The following is a 17,494-nucleotide window of genomic DNA, read 5'->3' as shown; positions in this document are numbered from 1 at the left end:
TTTTTCGCTTTAAAAATTATAGTAATAACTGATTTTTGCCCATAAACGCGTCCTGAACCCTTCTTGAATAAAACCATCTGTGCGATAATCCACAGCCCATTCCAATTTTTCATTGGAATTGAACAATTTTCCCAGTGCTATCGCCGTCCGATTTTCGATTTCAAACTCACCCCCTTTACCACTAAAAATCGGTTCCTCAGAAATCACTAAATAAAATTCGGTTGGATCTACCTCATCACCCTCCAAGGGAATCTCAACAGAAAAACGGTATCTAAAACGTAGTTCAATATCGTCATTCCGTGTAAAAGTCTGATCTGTCCTAAATCGGTGATTGATTCTCAGATTACGCAAGCGCTGTAACAAAGCTAACTGCTGGATTATCCTATTTCCATCTTCATTATCCTGAAACCGATGAAATACACCCAAAGCCACACTCACTCCCGGACGTAGACTTCGGTCAAAAAACAACATCAGGTCAGTTCGGTAATGGGTAAACTGAGGATTTTCAAATTCCGTGTCCCTATTATCAAAAATCACCTCCTGATTTTCAACCTTGAAATTCAACTTATTCCGTTGGCTAATCTTTTTGGTTAAAGAAATTTCAGGGAAAATACCCGTGAAAAAGATCTGTTTATCCTGTGCAGCTGAAGTCTTTATAATAAAAAGCAGAGCTATTAAAAAGATTAATCTTCTCATTAAAAAATCAGATTATCGACTGGACGGATTTGTACTTTTAATTTTGAAATAAACTTGCCCGAATCATCAAAAACAGCTTCCCAAAGCTCCCAAAGCTCATTTTTCCCTTGATACACTATTTCATAGCGGGTCAACACAGCTTCGGAATTTCCTTCCTTGAAAAAATGTTTCAACCCTGATTTTGATCCGGTAAATTGTCTTTGGATCTTTTCCACCTTTACCTGTCGGTATTCGGATTCAAAATAATTCCGGATTTCCTTCCAAACTTCCTGAGCCACCTCTGACTCCATTATTTCAATTTCTATGTCTTGGATATTCCCCAAAGAATCAAACTCAACACTATGGTAGTGACCTTGATATTGAAACTTTGCTTCATAAGATTTTCCAGTTTGAGAATATTCAAGAAACCATTTCGATTTTCCAGACTCTCCAAAAGCACCCCTCAACCAATCTTTTGCGTTTTCAGGAACTTCCCCCGTTTTTATCCTTGATTCTTTTTCGAATTTCTCCTGGGAAAAAGAGAAATTAAAAATCCCAAGGCTAAAAATTAGAATTGGGATAATTTTGAATGAATTGGAAAACATCATATCTAAGAAAAGCCGCGGGATTTAACTCCGCGGCTTTTGATTTATTTTACAATAGCTGCCTTGATCAAGTTCAAAGCAGAACCTGCCTTGAACCATTCGATCTGACCTTCATTATAAGTATGATTCACCGAGATGGTATCACTTGAACCATCTTTATGATTCAATACTACTTGAAGTGGTTTACCAGGCGCAAATGAAGTCAATCCAATGATATCTATCGTATCATCTTCCTGAATCAATTCATAATCGGAAGGATTGGCGAAAGTCAAAGCCAGCATGCCTTGTTTCTTCAGGTTAGTCTCGTGGATTCTGGCAAAAGATTTCACCAGAATAGCGCGAACTCCAAGAAATCTAGGTTCCATGGCCGCATGTTCTCTCGAGGAGCCTTCCCCGTAGTTTTCATCTCCCACTACGATAGAACCAATTCCATGCTGCTTATAAATTCGCTGAGTAGCCGGCACTTCACCATATTCACCTGACAACTGATTTTTCACCCTGTTGGTGGAGTCATTGAAATAATTGACCGCTCCAATCAACATGTTGTTGGAAATATTGTCCAGGTGACCTCTGTACTTAAGCCAAGGGCCAGCCATGGAAATATGATCGGTAGTGCACTTTCCTTTGGCTTTAATCAGGAGCTTCAATCCTTTCAGGTCGGTACCTTCCCAAGGTTTGAAAGAATCAAGCAATTGAAGACGGTCTGAATTGGGGTCAACCACCACGCTTGCTTTTGAGCCATCCTCTGCAGGAGCCTGATAACCGGCATCTTCTACCGCGAAGCCTTTGGTTGGAAGTTCCAAACCAGTAGGTTCATCCAGCTTTACAGCATTTCCATCAGCATTGGTCAGGGAATCGGTAAGAGGATTGAATGTCAAATCTCCTGCAATTGCCAAAGCAGTCACAATCTCAGGTGATGCCACGAATGCATGCGTATTGGGGTTACCATCCGCTCGCTTTGCAAAGTTTCTGTTGAAGGAAGTGATGATGGAGTTTTTCTCTTGCTTTTCAGCACCATGACGTGCCCACTGACCAATGCAAGGTCCACAAGCGTTGGCAAGAACCACACCACCCATTTTACCGAAAGTATCCAAAAATCCATCACGCTCTACGGTGAAGCGAACCTGCTCCGATCCCGGAGTAATGGTAAATTCTGATTTTGCCGTCAATTTTTTATCCACGGCTTGCTGAGCTAGAGAAGCAGCACGTGAAATATCTTCGTAAGAAGAATTGGTACAAGAACCAATCAAACCCACATCCAATTTAGCTGGCCAGCCATTTTCCCTGACAGCAGCGCCAAACTTAGAAATAGGCCAAGCCAAATCCGGGGTAAAAGGACCATTGACATGCGGCTCCAACTCAGAAAGGTTGATTTCGATGACTTGATCAAAATAGGACGCTGGATCAGCATATACTTCAGGATCACCGGTAAGATGCTCAGCTATGGAGTCAGCAAGTGTCGCCACATCCTCACGACCTGTTCCTTTAAAATATGCTGCAGATTTTTGGTCATAACCAAAGATCGAAGTGGTAGCTCCGATTTCCGCACCCATGTTACAGATAGTGCCTTTTCCTGTGGCAGAGAGCGAACGAGCTCCTTCGCCAAAATATTCTACTACCGCTCCTGTGCCACCTTTCACAGTCAGGATTCCGGCGACTTTAAGTATTACGTCTTTGGCAGAGGTCCAGCCGGACATTTTTCCGGTAAGTTTTACGCCGATTAATTTTGGAAATTTAAGCTCCCAAGCCAATCCTGCCATCACATCGCAGGCATCAGCTCCGCCTACGCCAATGGCAATCATTCCGAGTCCACCTGCATTTGGGGTATGAGAATCAGTTCCGATCATCATTCCACCCGGAAAAGCATAATTCTCCAATACTACTTGGTGAATAATCCCAGCTCCCGGTTTCCAAAATCCAATTCCATATTTGTTGGAAACTGAAGCCAAAAAGTCATACACTTCTCTGTTTTTGTCCTTGGCTTTGGACAGATCTTTTTCTGCCCCAACTTCCGCTTGAATCAAGTGATCGCAATGAACAGTAGAAGGAACTGCCACCTTATCTCTTCCTGCCTGCATGAACTGTAGCAAGGCCATTTGAGCAGTCGCATCCTGCATCGCGACACGATCCGGCTGAAAATCAACATAGGAAACACCTCTTTTATAAGCCTGAGAAGCAGGACCTTCGCTCAAGTGAGCGTAAAGAATTTTTTCTGTCAAAGTAAGTGGTTTCCCCACAGCTTTGCGTGCTGCAGCAATCCGCTCCGGAAACCGGGCATACACCGCTTTGATCATCTCGATATCAAAAGCCATTATTTTGGATATTTATGTGGATAAAAGGTTCGATTTTTCGAATGCGAATATATGAAAAAGCCCTAAGAAAAGGTAATCCATAACAAACTCGATTGCAGGTATTGATCCCCTTTTAGGGCAATTCAATTCATTATTGACTCAAAAAAACAAGAAAAGAGACATACTCAGCCAAAATAATCCAACGATAAAAAAAATCAGGGTGTACGGGAATATTTTCCTGACCGAAACGCCGGTAATCGACAAAAGCGGAAGTGCCCAGAAAGGCTGTAAAAGATTACTGATCTGATCGCCATAGGCAAAAACCATGATCATTTTCCCAGTATCCAAGCTAAGCGCTGTCGCAGTTTCAAAAATAATCGGACCCTGAATAGCCCATTGCCCACCTCCCGAAGGCACAAATAAATTGACCAATCCTGCACTGAAAAAAGTGAAAATAGGGAATAATTCAGGACTTATCAATTCAATACTCACCTCTGCAAAAGTGGCTAAAAGACCGGAGTCAGTGATCAGTCCCAATATTCCGGCATAAAATGGAAACTGAATAAATATATCAGCAGAACTTTTCAGTCCCTTGGCTACTGCATTCGAAAAATTCACGGGGCTTCTGTAGACGATCAGCGTAACCGCAAAAAGCAGAAAATTTATCCAATTGAGCGAAATGAAACCAAGCCCCTGATCTTTTCCAAAAACAACTCCTAAGATCACTAGAAGGAGCATAAACAATCCTGCAACCCTTGCCAGATTATTTTCAACTCCAGGCCCCATCGGATCTAGGGATACTGCTTCATTCCCCTCGTAGGATTTGGAACCGGACTTTGCCAAAAACCATGCTGTAAGCAAAAAAACAAATACAAGTCCACCTGTAATAAGAAGGTTAAACTCTGAAAAAATTGTCGCCTCCACGGGGATCACTCCTAGTTCCTTTTCCAGAAAATGTCCCTGCTCTGCTACGGTCAAAGGCGCGGATCCTGACAGACCTCCATGCCAAACACTCATCCCAAGGTATCCCGTTGCGGCCAGTAGCGCAGCATTGGTTCCAATCCCTTTCTCTACTAACGCTTCATGAACAAACCGAGCTAGCAAAGCACCCACAATCAATCCAAAGCCCCAATTTAGCAAGCCGGCAACCAAGGTGACTGAAGCAGTAAGCAAAACCGCGGTAACCAAGTTTTTTGGTATCTGTGAAATAGATCTAAGAAATGAATTGACCGGTTTAAAAATTGCCAAGGCATATCCAAAAACCAAGATCATCATCATTTGAAGGGTAAACCCCATCAACCCAAAAAATCCATTCTGCCAAAATCCAAGAACCTCCCCTATTCCGTAGCTTGTACTCAAATCCTCTTTAGAATTATTAGTCAGAACTAAAAAAAAAGTGAAAAATGTAAGAATCAGCACTAAGCCAAAAGGCGAAACCAACGATTCCAAATGGTTTTTTGCAGGTGATTTTCCCAACACTTTTTTAAGTCTAGTATTAAAGTTTAATATTGAATTTCCGATTCAAACATTCCAGTCACAGGTAGGTCATTTTCAAATTACGTGGAACTCACTCTCAATCCCTACGCTTCTACGCTGATTCTGTCAAGCCTTCTGGTAGCCGGTCTTTCGGTCTATATCGGTCTCAAATTAGAGGATTCTGTTCGATGGATTGTATTTGCGATGGCCTCATTTTCAGTTTGGGGATTTTTTTATGGCATCGAATTAGCTTCTCAGACTGTCGATAGTATGCTCTTTTGGAGCAAATGGCAATACATAGGCTTGGTCTTGGCGCCTGCGTGTTGGATGGTTTTTACCCTGAAGTATACCGAATTTGACACTTCAAAAAAGCGCTGGATTTACCCGTCCATTTTTTTCCTGCCCATCATCACCTACCTGATCGTACTGACCAATGATTGGCATCATCTTCATTATAAAAGCAATTGGCTGATCACCTCAGGACCTTTTCCGATTTTAGGAGTGGAAAAGGGGGTCTGGTACCCTGTTTTGGTAGCCTATTCGTATTTATTCTATTTTCTGGGGACCGTCATACTTTGGAGAAGGTTTCGCTATGCAAATATTCACTTCAAACTTCAGACAAGACTGTTGATTATCGGAGGTTTTTTCCCTTTGATCATTAATGTATTTTACCAACTCTCTTGGATCAAACCGTACGAAGGACTGGATTTGACTCCTTACGCGTTTCTATTTACCTATTTCTTTATTGCGATTGCCATTCTTCAATTCAATCTGCTCAACCTAAAACCTGTAGCCAGAGATAAAATCCTCGAAGTAATGACCCGTGGAGTTTTGGTTTTTGATCATCGGAATAAACTGATTGATTTCAACTCGGCTTCAAAAAAGTTTAGCTTCCAACCGGAGCAAATTAAAATTGGACAACACGCCTCGATAATCTTTTCAGAAAGGCCTGAAATCTTGGATTTAATTCTTGGAAGAGAAAATAAGACCATTGAGAGTCGATTCACAATCGATCATTCGGAGCGGGTGTTGCGTGTCGAATCAGTTCAAATCGCTGATCAAAAATCATTGGTTTTAGGCATCTTGGTACTTTTCGATGATATCACCGAACAAATCAAAACTACTGAACAGCTCAAGAAACAAGCTGAAGAACTTACAAAACTCAATGAACTCAAGAATAAATTTTTCAGCATCATTTCTCATGATTTAAAAGGACCTGTATTTGGGGTAAAGGAACTCATCCATTTGACCCAAAACGGACTGGTGACTGAAGAGGAGTTTTTGGAAATGCTGCCGGAAGTTTCCAAAAACATGGAAAACGTAGCTTTGCTTTTGGAAAATTTATTGGCTTGGACCAGTTCACAGATTTTGGGGGAATTCATTCAGGCTCAATCCATCGATTTATTCAAGCTGGTAACCAGTCAAAAGAATCTTCTAAACCGGATGGCATCGGAAAAATCTGTAGCGATCGAACTTCTGGGATTTGAGAACACTTGGGCGTATGGGGATAAAAACATGTTGGAATTAATCGTAAGAAACCTGATATCCAATGCGGTTAAATTTTCCAAGCCAAACGATCAAATCCTGATTTCCTGTGAAACCAAAAATGAAAAACTGAAGCTCTGCGCTAGGGATTTTGGAATTGGTATATCGGAAGAAAACCTCAAAAAATTAAACGAGGGAATTTCCTTCACAACCCGAGGTCAGGCCAATGAGACCGGAACGGGTCTTGGCCTAATCCTGGTCCGCGAGTACATCGTGAAAAACGGCGGAACGATGACCGTCGAGTCAGTTTTGGGAGAAGGAACAAAATTCTGCGTAACGATTCCGGAGGGAATTAATCCACACAAGGCTTAAATCATCCAAGTGCAATCAGAAACTTCATCGTATCCACCTTGTCAGCGTAATCCCAAGGTTCGGGATATTGAGCCTCACCAAATGGTGTAGCACCGGGAATAACTTCCGGATCAGCAACAATGCATTGAATTTTAGATTCCTGGGATCTAAGCAATTCCAGCAAATCCTCAGTGGAATCATATACTTCATAAAACAGGACTCCGATCGGAGAGACAAGGTCTTTGCTTTCTCTAAGGATCAAAAATCCATTATCCAAATGCGGCTCACTATTAACCAGGTAAATGGACTTGATGTAGTCGTAATTATTGAGGTATTTGTGATTCAATGCTACCCACTTAAACTTCTCCATCACATCCAAAAAATGCTGCAACTGCTCCACATTTTTAACAAAAATCTTTGAGACATTTCGGCAGCCGAGTCCGAAGTAGAGAAAAATATCATTCCCAAATTTATTTAAGGCATCTTCACTTTCCTCTCCAGTCAAAACACCCACAGAAGTCCGATTTGCCCTTATTATGCTTGGATATTTCCCGAAGTAGTAATTGAAATATCGGGCTGAATTGTCACTTCCCGTGGCAATGTAAGCATCCATCCCCTTGAGCATCTCTTCGATTTGAAGGTGTTTTTCAAATCTTGGCTCCACTTCTATTAATTTTTTGATCAACCAATTGGAAAACAAAGAATCCGCCGAACTCAGTTTGACTACTGCAGTGTGGCCTGAAATCAACACACTCATTAAGTCGTGAAATCCAACGCCAGGAATATTTCCGGCCATCAGAATTCCCACTTTTCGAGGAGACACAATTTCTGGAAATGAATAGGTAGCCAGCCATTTTTCCAGTTTTTGTTTTTCCAAAAGACGTAAAATTCCGGTCAACGCCGAATCCATTGAAACTTGGGTAAACCAGCTATTTTGGTTATTGGCCTTTTGGAATAAAACTTCCTTTTCCTCGGTATTCAAGTTGCGTAGCGAATCTCCGAGTCGACAAAATGCTTCAATTCTCTCTTTTGACGATAGTGTTGCTGTCATTCGGCAAAGGTACCAAAACAGCCCAAGCTTGGAATAAATTTAAATTAATTAGTATGACAACTTTTTTATTGCCTTGGAGCTATTGAGATTGTACTTTTGGAATCTTAATCGATTGAACCATGGCAATAATGATTACGGACGAATGCATCAATTGTGGTGCATGCGAACCTGAATGTCCGAATACAGCAATTTATGAAGGTGGGGTAGAGTGGACTTGGGGCGGAGGTACAGCTCTTAAGCAAGTGACACTCGAAGATGGATCGGTAATAGACGCTACCGCAAAGCAGGCGCCTATTTCAGACGAGTTCTATTACATCGTGACTGCTAAATGCACCGAGTGTAATGGCTTCCATGAAGAACCTCAGTGCGCGGCTGTTTGTCCCGTCGACTGCTGCGTAGACGATCCTGACCATCGGGAAACAGAAGAAGAATTGCTTGCTAAAAAAGCTTTTTTGCATGGCGAATAAGAGTGGTCCAAAGACCACTCTTTTCATTTACAAATTCAGCGAGTTGAAAACCTTTTTTTAGCATTCTGTACCCAATCGGAAAAATCAATTTAAAAAAAATCAAAAATCATTTTTGAATTCTACGAGGCTTTTGTTTTACTTTATCTCATTATTTAGTACAACCCAACCCTAAAATCAGAAAGCACTGTGGAAGATCATCGAGGATACGACAGAGAGGAAATTTTCTCCAAAAAAGTAAAAGCCGGGAAAAGAACTTATTTTTTTGACATCAAGTCCACCCGGGCAAATGACTACTACCTCACCATCACTGAGAGTAAGCGAAGAATGAACGGCGACGGCTTTACGTATGAAAAACACAAAATTTTCCTCTACAAAGAAGATTTCTTCAAGTTTGTAAATGCGCTCAACGAAACTGTGGATCATGTAAAGGAGGAGCTGATGCCTGAGGTTGATTTCACCCAGTTTGAAAAGGAAGACTCAGAAAATGAAATCAAGGACGAACTGAAATGGGAATAAATCCACAACCAATTGGAGGTTGCAAAACCCGCATTGATTAAATTATATTTAAGGGGGCAAGTGCCTCCTTTTCTTTTGTAGCCATGCAGCGGTTTTTCGTTTATCTCGTTTTGTTAATAGCAGCCTTTTTACTGTTTGGCTGGTATTTTTCCAATGTCACCCTGTACCTCATCATTTCATTGATTTTGGCTGCCTTACTCCGGCCTTTGACTAACCGAATCCATGATTTTCATCTAGTCAAACAGCATATTCCGAGATGGTTGGCCATTCTTATCTCTTATGCGGCCATTATTTTATTGATATTTCTCCTGAGTTTGATGTTTTTACCACTGCTAAACGATCAGTTACTGATCCTTTCCGAAATGGATCTTGAAGGTATTTACACTCAAATCCAAGAACCGATCAGCCGAATGGAGCGCTTTTTATTTCGCTACCAGTTGCTGGAAAACAAGCCGGGATCGTTGTTTGAGGAGCTCAAAAATTCTATAATTGATTTCATCAAGACCTTTGATTTTGGTGGCTTCATCAGCGGCTTGATCACCTTGACCAGCAGTTTGCTGATCGGGGTCATTGCAGTAGCATTTATCACCTTTTTCTTATTGCTGGAGAATGGACTTCTTCGCAGAAATCTGTTGAATCTGATCCCAAACGCCTATTTCGAATTGTCAGTGGCCACCTTCACAAAGGTGGAGAAACTACTATCCAACTACCTTTTTGGACTGTTGATACAGATGCTTTTCATTTTTTCACTTGCCAGCCTAGGACTTACCCTGGCAGGTGTAGAATATGCGCTGACTATCGCCCTATTCGCAGCGGTGGCCAACCTTATTCCCTATGCAGGACCTATTCTTGGTTCAGTTTTTGGAATTGTAGTAGGCATCTCGACGGGTACATTCGGCAGTGATGCGGAGTATACCTATTTCCTTTTTAAGATTCTTTCAGTTTTTGCGATAGTGCAACTCACGGACAATATAGTACTCCAGCCGATGATTTTTTCCAAAACAGTAAAGGCACACCCGCTTGAGATATTTGTTATTATCTTTGTCGGGGCAAAAATAGCGGGTATCCTGGGGATGATCTTTGCGATCCCGGTTTATACCATTTTCAGAGTCTCCGTGATGGAGTTCTTCAGAGGGTACAAATCCTATCGAATATTTAAAATTAAAGCAACAAATTAATGGCATTACAATGTGGCATTGTTGGACTCCCTAATGTGGGAAAATCTACCTTGTTTAATGCGCTTTCCAGCGCCAAAGCTGAAGCAGCAAACTTCCCTTTTTGTACCATCGAGCCTAACGTAGGTGTAGTTTCAGTGCCTGATAAGCGCTTACAAATCCTTGAAGAATTGGTCAATCCCCAACGTGTGGTTCCCACGATTATCGAATTTGTGGATATAGCAGGTCTCGTAAAGGGAGCTTCAAAAGGAGAAGGACTGGGTAATAAGTTCTTGGCAAATATTCGGGAAGTAGACGCAATCATTCACGTAATCCGATGCTTCGAGGATGACAATATTGTGCACGTGGCCGGTGGTGTGGACCCTATTTTTGACAAGGAGGTAATCGATACTGAACTTCAGTTGAAGGATCTGGAATCTGTGGAGAAGAAAGTTCAGAAAGTAGAAAAGATCGCTAAAGCAGGAGATGCAAAAGCCAGGGTCGAACTAGAAATCCTCAACAGATTTAAGCAGGGACTTTCTTCAGGATTGAATGCCAGAGCTATCGAAGCTGACAAGGAAGAACTTGAAGCGGTAAGAGATTTACATTTGTTGACCATCAAACCGGTGCTTTATGTCGCAAACGTAGATGAAAGCAGCATTCTGACGGGCAACAAATTTGTGGACATACTAAAAGAAAAGGTAAAAGAAGAAAACGCAGATGTGATTCTTCTTTGCGCAGCAATTGAATCACAAATTGCAGAATTTGATGACCCGGAAGAAAAAGCAATGTTCCTCTCAGAGTACGGATTGGAAGAAAGTGGTCTGAACCGTCTGATTTATGGAGCATACGCATTATTGGATCTGATTACCTATTTCACTGCAGGGGTCCAGGAGGTCCGGGCTTGGACTATTAAAAAAGGATGGAAAGCACCTCAGGCAGCTGGAGTCATTCATACTGATTTTGAGCGGGGATTTATCAAGGCAGAAGTTATCAAACTCGCTGATTACCAACAATTCAAAAATGAAGCTGGATGCCGTGAAAATGGAAAAATCTCAATCGAAGGAAAAGAATATGTCGTAAAAGATGGTGACATTATGCATTTTAGATTCAACATTTGACTTTTTTTAAAATTTATTTGTATTTTTACGCTCGCTTATTCACCCAAACAAGTAAGTATTTTCATTCATAATTGTCTCATTTTATTTTTAATTCACCGTGAGAGTTAGACTAATATTTTCACTTAAGAACAAAGGCTCCTACTTGCCTTTCCATCACCAGTATATCCTGGCGCAATTCCTCAAGGGGTTAATTGTGAAAGGAGGAAGAGAAGAATTCTTCAACTACAACTTCTTTAATTTCTCCGGCCTCAAAGGCCAGACGAAAGTAAGTAGAAGTGGCTTGCATTATTATTCAAGTCTGGTCACCCTGGTTCTATCTTCGCAGAGCGAAGATTTCATGGACTACTTGCTTGAGCAGGTTTTTGCTACGCAAAAAATCGAACTCGGCAACTTGATCCTATCGCCTGAGTACACCGAATTGGAAACCGAGCCTACCCTGGAGACCAATAATAAATTCGTGTGTATTTCACCGCTTGTATTAATCACTCCGGCTTTTAATGAAGAAGCAGGGAAGCGATTTATCAATCCGGACAGCGATGAATTTTCTGATTTGCTTTACGAATCTACCTTGACCCGAATGGAAAAATCCGGCTGGTATACTCCTGAGCAGATGGAATCCTTCTTTAAGTTCCAGGTAGTTCCAGACATGGTTTACGTCAACAAGCTAAAAGAGCAACAGAAGAAATTTGCCAGGATCTATGCTGTTTATGACATGGATGTGAAATATGAAGTTCGAGGCTATACACTTCCGTTCACACTCTATGCTGCACCTGAAGTTCAGGATTTTGTCTTCAAATGTGGTTTAGGAGCATTTACTCACAAAGGTTTCGGAATGTTGGACCTGGCCAATCATCCGGCAGGATCAAACAGAACCACAAGCTACAAGTTCAAAAGAGAGGGCTTCGTTCCCTACAAACCTACCGAGCGAGTGAGGCAAAATGTAGCCCCATCCTCGGAAGAAGGTGAAAGTGATCTTCCTGAAGAATTATAACAAATCAAATCCTCTCCCATCGAGAGGATTTTTTTTTAGATTCTTCTGCGGTTTGGATGCAAGTACACATAACCCACGAGCTGATCATATCGGGAACCCAAAGCCCGATAGTAAACCAAAACCTCGTACTCATTTTCTGTCTCAAAAAAACTTCCTTCAATCGGATCGGACTCGTATCCATTAGCAGTAGGAAATCCAAACTGATAATCATACCAACCCTGCTTCGTCAAGATAGAAGTACTGTATAATCCGGATTTTGGGTCATAAACCATTTTGGATTCAGGGCTTTTTCCCCAAGCGGTCAAGGCCCCGAGCATGACTATGTCACGTCCGGGATCTGCCTGAAGATAAAAAGTAGTATAAATGTATTCACTTTCTACTTCGGGGTCTCCACCGGGACGGTCATTGGTAAAAACGATGTATTGCCCATTCAAATCAAGGTATTGAGAATATGTGCCACCCGGCCTGGGTCTATCCACTAAGGTGTTGGCTAAAATTACGGTTTCCTCGACTTTCACTTCGGCAATATTTACTCCGGTAGCCCGAATAAAACGAAGGTCCACAAATCGGAATTCATTTCCAGCTCTGAATGTATTGGATCCGTCAAATGGCTCATAGCGAATGCTTTTTGAGCTTTGATTCAGGAATGTCGGCTTCGCCAGAAACTTTGCATTATCCCAGCGCTGATTTTGGCGAATGACTACCTTGACTTGTGTCGTTGGATCAATCAGATCTACTTTCGAGTAATTAACCGCCACATTCACCTGTTGCAAAGCACGGCGTTCTTCGGATTGTGTAGGTGGTACGATCGAAGCTCCCACGGTAAAGAGTTCTTCATAAACCATAAACCTACGAGTCAGAATAACCTCCTTCTCGTCCCTGTTCCGATATACCTTTACTACATAATTCCCTGACTTTGTAACTCTGGGGATTGTAAAGGCATAATGAATGTAAGGTATTCGAGTATTAACCGAATAGCTGTATTCCTGAATATTAAATTCATTGAAATTCACTGAAAAATCATTGTTCCTGAGCGCTGATTGCTTCCAATCTGCATCACAGTGAATCAATTTGGCAGAATATTGCTCCGGATCGTAGGCGATGTCATCGAATAACAAAACAAGTTGCCTCGAATCTGACAAGGAGACTACAGGAGCATCCAACTGACTGTCCTGCTGTGCTCCCTGAGGGAATAACCTCACCGAATGAATGTGCTCAGAAAACACCCTATCCTCGAGGATTTGGGAATAAGTGACACCAATCCCGAGAAAGAATACCACTATTAAACTAAAGAAATTTTTATTTGACATGATTCAAAATAGCAATTTTAGATTGAAATCAGTTGCTATTACCCTGCCAATTCCTGCAAAGATGAGATTTGATCCACAAGTTGTTCCCATTTTGCATTTAATTCATACAAACTGTTTTGGATGTTTTGGTAACTATCCTGGAGTTTTTGCGCTTTCACTTCATCCACATAAATGTCCGGATCAGCCATTTTCTTCTCAGTTTCAGTCTTCAAAAGTTCCAGGGATTCAATTTCCTTTTCGATTTTAGAAACCTGCTCTTCCAGTTTTTTCAAATCCTTTTTAGCCTGTATCGCCTCCGGAGTCGATTTCAAAACTGTCGGCTGTGGCTTTTTTTCTAACTTTTCTACAGGAGTTGGCACGACTTTCACCTCAGATTGCTGACTTTTCCAAAATTCATACTCATCGTAAGTACCAGGGTATTCTTTGATCTCTTGGTCCTCGATATACCAAATCTTATTGGCAACACCTTTAATAAAATGACGGTCGTGAGAAACGGTGATAAAAGTCCCTTCGTATTGTTGAAGGGCTTGAATGAGGATATTTACCGACTGAAAATCCAAGTGGTTTGTTGGTTCATCGAGCAAGAGAAAATTGGCTTCTGAAATCAGGGTTTTGGCCAAAGCAACACGGGATTTTTCCCCTCCTGAAAGTACTTTGATCTTCTTGAAGACCTCCTCATTGGAAAAGAGGAAGCAGCCCAATACGCCACGAAGTTCCATTTCCGTTTTCTTAGTTCCAGCCTGCGCCATTTCCTGAATGATTTCATTATCCAAGGTCAGTGCTTCGAGCTGATGCTGTGCAAAGAAAGCTTTGATCACATTATGTCCTTCAATCCTTTGGCCCTCGAATTTTTCAGTCCCGTCTATTACTCTGAGCAGCGTGGATTTACCTTTACCGTTGGCTCCGATCAAAGCAATTTTATCTCCCCTTTCGATTCTTGCGGTGGTGTTTTTCAAAATGACCAAATCCCCATAGGATTTGGAGATATTGTCCAAAATCACCACGTCCCTGCCTGATTTTTGCGAGAACTTGAATTTGAAGTTGACAAAGGCCTCATCGTTTACCACCTCATTGACCCGATCCAAGCGATCCAGTGCTTTGATACGGGATTGAACTTGATTTGACTTGGTGGCTTTGGCACGAAATCGCTCAATAAATCGCTCCGTCTGCTTGATCATCTGCTGCTGATTCTCATAAGCATTTTGCTGGAGTTCCATTCTGAGCTTCTTCTCTTCCTTGTAAAAGGAGTAATTGCCCGGATAGGAAGTCAACGTTTGATTTGCCACCTCCACAGTAGTACTAATGCAATTATCCAGGAAGGTCTGATCATGAGAAACGACAATCACGGCGCCTTCATAGTTTTTCAGGTAATTTTCCACCCATTGAATGGAAGGTAAATCCAGGTGGTTAGTAGGCTCATCAAGCAGCAGAAGAGCGGGTTTCTCCAAAAGCAGTTTTGCCAACATCACCCGCATTCTCCAACCTCCGGAAAAATTCCTCAATGGCCTGTCCAAATCAGCGGTCTGGAAACCAATTCCTTCCAAAACTTCCTCTGCCTTGGCTTTGATGGTGTATCCTTCATTGGATTCAAATCGTTCCTGAAGAAATGCCAGTCGATTAATAATCTCTTCGGAGTAATCGGTTTCCATTTTCTTCAAAACTTCATCAATTTCATCCTGAAGTTTAAGCGTTTCTTTGAACGCTGCTAAAGCCACATTCAGAATACTTTCATCCGACTGAAAAGAAAGAAGGTCTTGATTCAAAAACCCAATGGTACAATCTTTGGCTTTTTGTACTTCCCCTGTAGTTGCTTGATAGTCGCCGTTGATAATTTTTAGCAAAGTAGACTTTCCCGTCCCGTTTTGTCCAACGAGTCCGATTTTGTCTTTCGGCTTAATGTGAAGGTTAGCATTTTCGTAGAGCGGTCGCCCTCCGATGAAATAAGAAAGATTACTGATTGAAAGCATGGCGCAAAAATAACCATTAACCCGTTTATACCCCTTTGCTGGGAAAACAATCTTAAAATGTTTAGCTTATTTTATCAAATCGAACCCCATGAATCAATTCAAACCCCTAGTTATAATTCTTAGCCTTGCTTTGGTATCATTGCAGACAAGCTGTCAGAGCAATTCTCAGGAAGCAAATATCCTAAATGGCCAAAACAAAATAGACATCAGCAATGCAAAGGCAGAAGTTCAGTTAGATCAAATCAAGCTTCAACCCGGCTTCAAAATCGAAGTTTGGGCAGGGGATGTCCCCAATGCCAGGTCCATGGCCATTTCTGACGGTGGGATTGTTTTCGTGGGTAATCGGCAAGGCAATAATGTCTATGCCCTCGTCGACGAAAACAGTGACGGAAAAGCGGATACCAAGTATATTTTGGCCGAAGGCCTAAAAATGCCCAATGGTGTCGCCTACAAAGATGGAGACCTCTTCGTCGCAGAAGTCAGCCGAATACTCCGGTTCAAAGACATCAAGAATAACTTGAATACCCCAAGCTACGAAGTGGTGTACAATCAATATCCAACCAAAACCCTCCATGGATGGAAATTTATCGCCTTTGGACCGGATGGAATGCTTTACGTTCCTGTTGGCGCCCCTTGCAATATCTGCGAATCCGATGAGGAAATTTTCGCCAGCATCACACGCTTGGACGTCGATACACCCGGCTCAAAACCGGAAATAGTAGCTCATGGGGTTCGAAATACGGTTGGATTTGATTGGCATCCCGAAACTAAGGAATTGTGGTTTACGGAAAATGGCCGAGACATGCTGGGAGATGATACACCGGATTGCGAGTTGAACCGAGTCGCTGCTGAAGGACAACATTTTGGGTACCCCTATTGGCACGCAGGAACAGTAAAAGATCCCGACTTTGGCTCTAGGGGAAAAGATGCATCAGCTTATGTCGCACCTGCTGCTAAACTCGGGGCCCATGTGGCACCGCTCGGAATGCGTTTTTATAAAGGGACAATGTTTCCAACTTCATTCAAAAACCAAATCATCATTGCAAAGCATGGCAGTTGGAATCGGAGCAAAAAATCTGGCTATGAGGTTGTATTGACTGAATTAGACAATTCGGGAAATGTGACAGAGCAAAAGGTCTTCGCAAGTGGCTGGCTGGACGAGGCATCTCAGGAAGTCTGGGGAAGGCCAGTTGATGTCCAGGAATTACCTGACGGGAGTCTGTTGATTTCAGACGATATGGCTGGTTGTATCTATCGTGTCAGTTATTCGAAATAAATAGAAAAGGAAGGTTAAAAGCTCCCCAATCTATTTAATCAAAAGCTGAACAGGAATGTTAAATTCATCCCGAAGGTTTTTTATCTGCCTTAAGCTTAAAGGTCTTTTTTTGTTCAATATTTCTGAAACTCTACTTGCTGGCCCTAATGCTGGAATTAGATCTTTTTGTTGTAGTCCTTTTTCCTCCAAAAAATAGTTTAACCAATCAATAGGATCAGATTTCAGCCCCTCCAATTTATATCCTTTTTCTTCCTCATATTTTTCAATAAGAACAGATAGAACCTCCAATGTATTTTCCTCTTCTGTTCCGGGTAAAGCAAACCCCTCATCAATTAGATATTTTACATATTCTAAAGCTTGTTCATACTCGGCATTGGTTTCGAGGATTTTCAGCTTGGGCTTATCAATCAGTTCCATTGTAATTTAGATTTTGTTTGCATCAATTTTGTCATACTCAGCATGAGTTCCTATCCAAATCGTAAATACAATATCCTGTTTTCCAGGCTGTGCTAAATGAATACCAGTAATTAATCTATACTTGTTTCCACTGATATTAAATACGATTCTATTTTTGGGAAGAATATCAGCTGACCTGAAATATTCTTTAATCTGATTTAAGTTTGTAAGCTTTAGACTTTTAACGGTCTCTTTCCATTTTTCTAAAGAAGACCTTGAGTCAGGATGGCTCCTAACAAAGTCAACCAGCACTTTTTCAGAAATGATACACATCTCATCAAAAGTTATACTTTTTGGATAGG

16 protein-coding genes are annotated in these 17,494 nt (G+C 41.6%); 7 read left to right on the top strand and 9 right to left on the bottom strand.

The window, feature by feature from the left end; translation table 11 throughout:
- Nucleotides 1–9: 9 nt before the first annotated feature.
- The 4 genes from C4S61_RS11630 to C4S61_RS11615 all read right to left on the bottom strand — a co-directional run bounded on the left by C4S61_RS11630 (nucleotide 10) and on the right by C4S61_RS11615 (nucleotide 5,050).
- Nucleotides 10–696 (bottom strand): DUF2490 domain-containing protein, encoded by a 687-nt coding sequence (locus C4S61_RS11630; RefSeq protein ID WP_103924972.1) that lies wholly within the window; start codon nucleotides 694–696, stop codon nucleotides 10–12.
- Nucleotides 696–1,283, bottom strand: coding sequence for a hypothetical protein (locus tag C4S61_RS11625; RefSeq protein WP_103924971.1), 588 nt, complete (start codon nucleotides 1,281–1,283; stop codon nucleotides 696–698). The genes C4S61_RS11630 and C4S61_RS11625 overlap by 1 nt, the downstream gene beginning before the upstream one ends.
- Nucleotides 1,284–1,324: 41 nt before the next feature.
- Nucleotides 1,325–3,592 carry an aconitate hydratase gene (locus C4S61_RS11620; protein ID WP_103924970.1) on the bottom strand — a complete coding sequence of 756 codons (2,268 nt, stop codon included), beginning with the start codon at nucleotides 3,590–3,592 and terminating at the stop codon, nucleotides 1,325–1,327.
- 138 nt (nucleotides 3,593–3,730) lie between these two features.
- The gene (locus C4S61_RS11615; RefSeq protein ID WP_262495018.1) at nucleotides 3,731–5,050 is read right to left on the bottom strand and encodes a TIGR00366 family protein; all 1,320 of its coding nucleotides are present in this window, start codon (nucleotides 5,048–5,050) and stop codon (nucleotides 3,731–3,733) included.
- Between the two features lie 81 nt (nucleotides 5,051–5,131).
- On the opposite strand from C4S61_RS11615, the gene C4S61_RS11610 reads away from it, so the two are divergent.
- Nucleotides 5,132–6,904 carry a sensor histidine kinase gene (locus tag C4S61_RS11610; RefSeq protein WP_103924968.1) on the top strand — a complete coding sequence of 591 codons (1,773 nt, stop codon included), beginning with the start codon at nucleotides 5,132–5,134 and terminating at the stop codon, nucleotides 6,902–6,904.
- 1 nt (nucleotide 6,905) lies between these two features.
- On the opposite strand, the gene C4S61_RS11605 is transcribed toward C4S61_RS11610, so the two are convergent.
- Nucleotides 6,906–7,934: an acyl-CoA reductase gene (locus tag C4S61_RS11605; RefSeq protein ID WP_103924967.1), complete on the bottom strand. Its 1,029-nt coding sequence runs from the start codon at nucleotides 7,932–7,934 to the stop codon at nucleotides 6,906–6,908.
- Nucleotides 7,935–8,053: 119 nt separating this feature from the next.
- On the opposite strand from C4S61_RS11605, the gene C4S61_RS11600 reads away from it, so the two are divergent.
- The 5 genes from C4S61_RS11600 (at nucleotide 8,054) to cas6 (ending at nucleotide 12,183) form a co-directional block, all read left to right on the top strand.
- Nucleotides 8,054–8,401 (top strand): 4Fe-4S binding protein, encoded by a 348-nt coding sequence (locus C4S61_RS11600; RefSeq protein WP_103924966.1) that lies wholly within the window; start codon nucleotides 8,054–8,056, stop codon nucleotides 8,399–8,401.
- 186 nt (nucleotides 8,402–8,587) lie between these two features.
- A complete protein-coding gene (locus C4S61_RS11595; RefSeq protein ID WP_103924965.1) occupies nucleotides 8,588–8,917 on the top strand; it encodes a DUF3276 family protein in 330 nt (109 codons plus the stop codon).
- Nucleotides 8,918–9,000: 83 nt separating this feature from the next.
- Nucleotides 9,001–10,095 (top strand): AI-2E family transporter, encoded by a 1,095-nt coding sequence (locus C4S61_RS11590; RefSeq protein ID WP_103924964.1) that lies wholly within the window; start codon nucleotides 9,001–9,003, stop codon nucleotides 10,093–10,095.
- Nucleotides 10,095–11,192 (top strand): redox-regulated ATPase YchF, encoded by a 1,098-nt coding sequence (gene ychF / locus C4S61_RS11585; protein WP_103924963.1) that lies wholly within the window; start codon nucleotides 10,095–10,097, stop codon nucleotides 11,190–11,192. The genes C4S61_RS11590 and ychF overlap by 1 nt, the downstream gene beginning before the upstream one ends.
- Before the next feature lie 97 nt (nucleotides 11,193–11,289).
- The gene (cas6, locus tag C4S61_RS11580) at nucleotides 11,290–12,183 is read left to right on the top strand and encodes a CRISPR-associated endoribonuclease Cas6 (protein ID WP_103924962.1); all 894 of its coding nucleotides are present in this window, start codon (nucleotides 11,290–11,292) and stop codon (nucleotides 12,181–12,183) included.
- 35 nt (nucleotides 12,184–12,218) lie between these two features.
- On the opposite strand, the gene C4S61_RS11575 is transcribed toward cas6, so the two are convergent.
- Nucleotides 12,219–13,493 carry a type IX secretion system plug protein gene (locus C4S61_RS11575; RefSeq protein ID WP_103924961.1) on the bottom strand — a complete coding sequence of 425 codons (1,275 nt, stop codon included), beginning with the start codon at nucleotides 13,491–13,493 and terminating at the stop codon, nucleotides 12,219–12,221.
- 38 nt (nucleotides 13,494–13,531) lie between these two features.
- The gene (locus C4S61_RS11570; RefSeq protein WP_103924960.1) at nucleotides 13,532–15,460 is read right to left on the bottom strand and encodes an ABC-F family ATP-binding cassette domain-containing protein; all 1,929 of its coding nucleotides are present in this window, start codon (nucleotides 15,458–15,460) and stop codon (nucleotides 13,532–13,534) included.
- An 88-nt stretch (nucleotides 15,461–15,548) separates the two neighbouring features.
- Here C4S61_RS11570 and C4S61_RS11565 point away from each other — a divergent pair, with 88 nt between their 5' ends.
- A complete protein-coding gene (locus C4S61_RS11565; protein WP_103924959.1) occupies nucleotides 15,549–16,736 on the top strand; it encodes a PQQ-dependent sugar dehydrogenase in 1,188 nt (395 codons plus the stop codon).
- A gap of 30 nt (nucleotides 16,737–16,766) precedes the next feature.
- Here the strand turns inward: C4S61_RS11565 and C4S61_RS11560 are convergent, their stop codons facing one another.
- Nucleotides 16,767–17,153 (bottom strand): helix-turn-helix domain-containing protein, encoded by a 387-nt coding sequence (locus tag C4S61_RS11560; RefSeq protein ID WP_103924958.1) that lies wholly within the window; start codon nucleotides 17,151–17,153, stop codon nucleotides 16,767–16,769.
- 6 nt (nucleotides 17,154–17,159) lie between these two features.
- The gene (locus tag C4S61_RS11555; protein WP_103924957.1) at nucleotides 17,160–17,465 is read right to left on the bottom strand and encodes a type II toxin-antitoxin system HigB family toxin; all 306 of its coding nucleotides are present in this window, start codon (nucleotides 17,463–17,465) and stop codon (nucleotides 17,160–17,162) included.
- Nucleotides 17,466–17,494: the final 29 nt, after the last annotated feature.

Origin of the sequence: Algoriphagus boritolerans DSM 17298 = JCM 18970 (genome assembly GCF_900108085.1) — a bacterium.
GTDB lineage: Bacteria > Bacteroidota > Bacteroidia > Cytophagales > Cyclobacteriaceae > Algoriphagus > Algoriphagus boritolerans.
This window is presented reverse-complemented; position numbering and strand designations above follow the sequence as displayed.

Coding starts and splice junctions, on each gene's coding strand:
- C4S61_RS11625 (WP_103924971.1), bottom strand. CDS start 1,283: ATGATGTTTTCCAATTCATTCAAAATTATCCCAATTCTAATTTTTAGC.
- C4S61_RS11555 (WP_103924957.1), bottom strand. CDS start 17,465: ATGTGTATCATTTCTGAAAAAGTGCTGGTTGACTTTGTTAGGAGCCAT.
- C4S61_RS11620 (WP_103924970.1), bottom strand. CDS start 3,592: ATGGCTTTTGATATCGAGATGATCAAAGCGGTGTATGCCCGGTTTCCG.
- C4S61_RS11570 (WP_103924960.1), bottom strand. CDS start 15,460: ATGCTTTCAATCAGTAATCTTTCTTATTTCATCGGAGGGCGACCGCTC.
- C4S61_RS11600 (WP_103924966.1), top strand. CDS start 8,054: ATGGCAATAATGATTACGGACGAATGCATCAATTGTGGTGCATGCGAA.
- C4S61_RS11565 (WP_103924959.1), top strand. CDS start 15,549: ATGAATCAATTCAAACCCCTAGTTATAATTCTTAGCCTTGCTTTGGTA.
- C4S61_RS11590 (WP_103924964.1), top strand. CDS start 9,001: ATGCAGCGGTTTTTCGTTTATCTCGTTTTGTTAATAGCAGCCTTTTTA.
- C4S61_RS11575 (WP_103924961.1), bottom strand. CDS start 13,493: ATGTCAAATAAAAATTTCTTTAGTTTAATAGTGGTATTCTTTCTCGGG.
- C4S61_RS11605 (WP_103924967.1), bottom strand. CDS start 7,934: ATGACAGCAACACTATCGTCAAAAGAGAGAATTGAAGCATTTTGTCGA.
- ychF (WP_103924963.1), top strand. CDS start 10,095: ATGGCATTACAATGTGGCATTGTTGGACTCCCTAATGTGGGAAAATCT.
- C4S61_RS11630 (WP_103924972.1), bottom strand. CDS start 696: ATGAGAAGATTAATCTTTTTAATAGCTCTGCTTTTTATTATAAAGACT.
- C4S61_RS11560 (WP_103924958.1), bottom strand. CDS start 17,153: ATGGAACTGATTGATAAGCCCAAGCTGAAAATCCTCGAAACCAATGCC.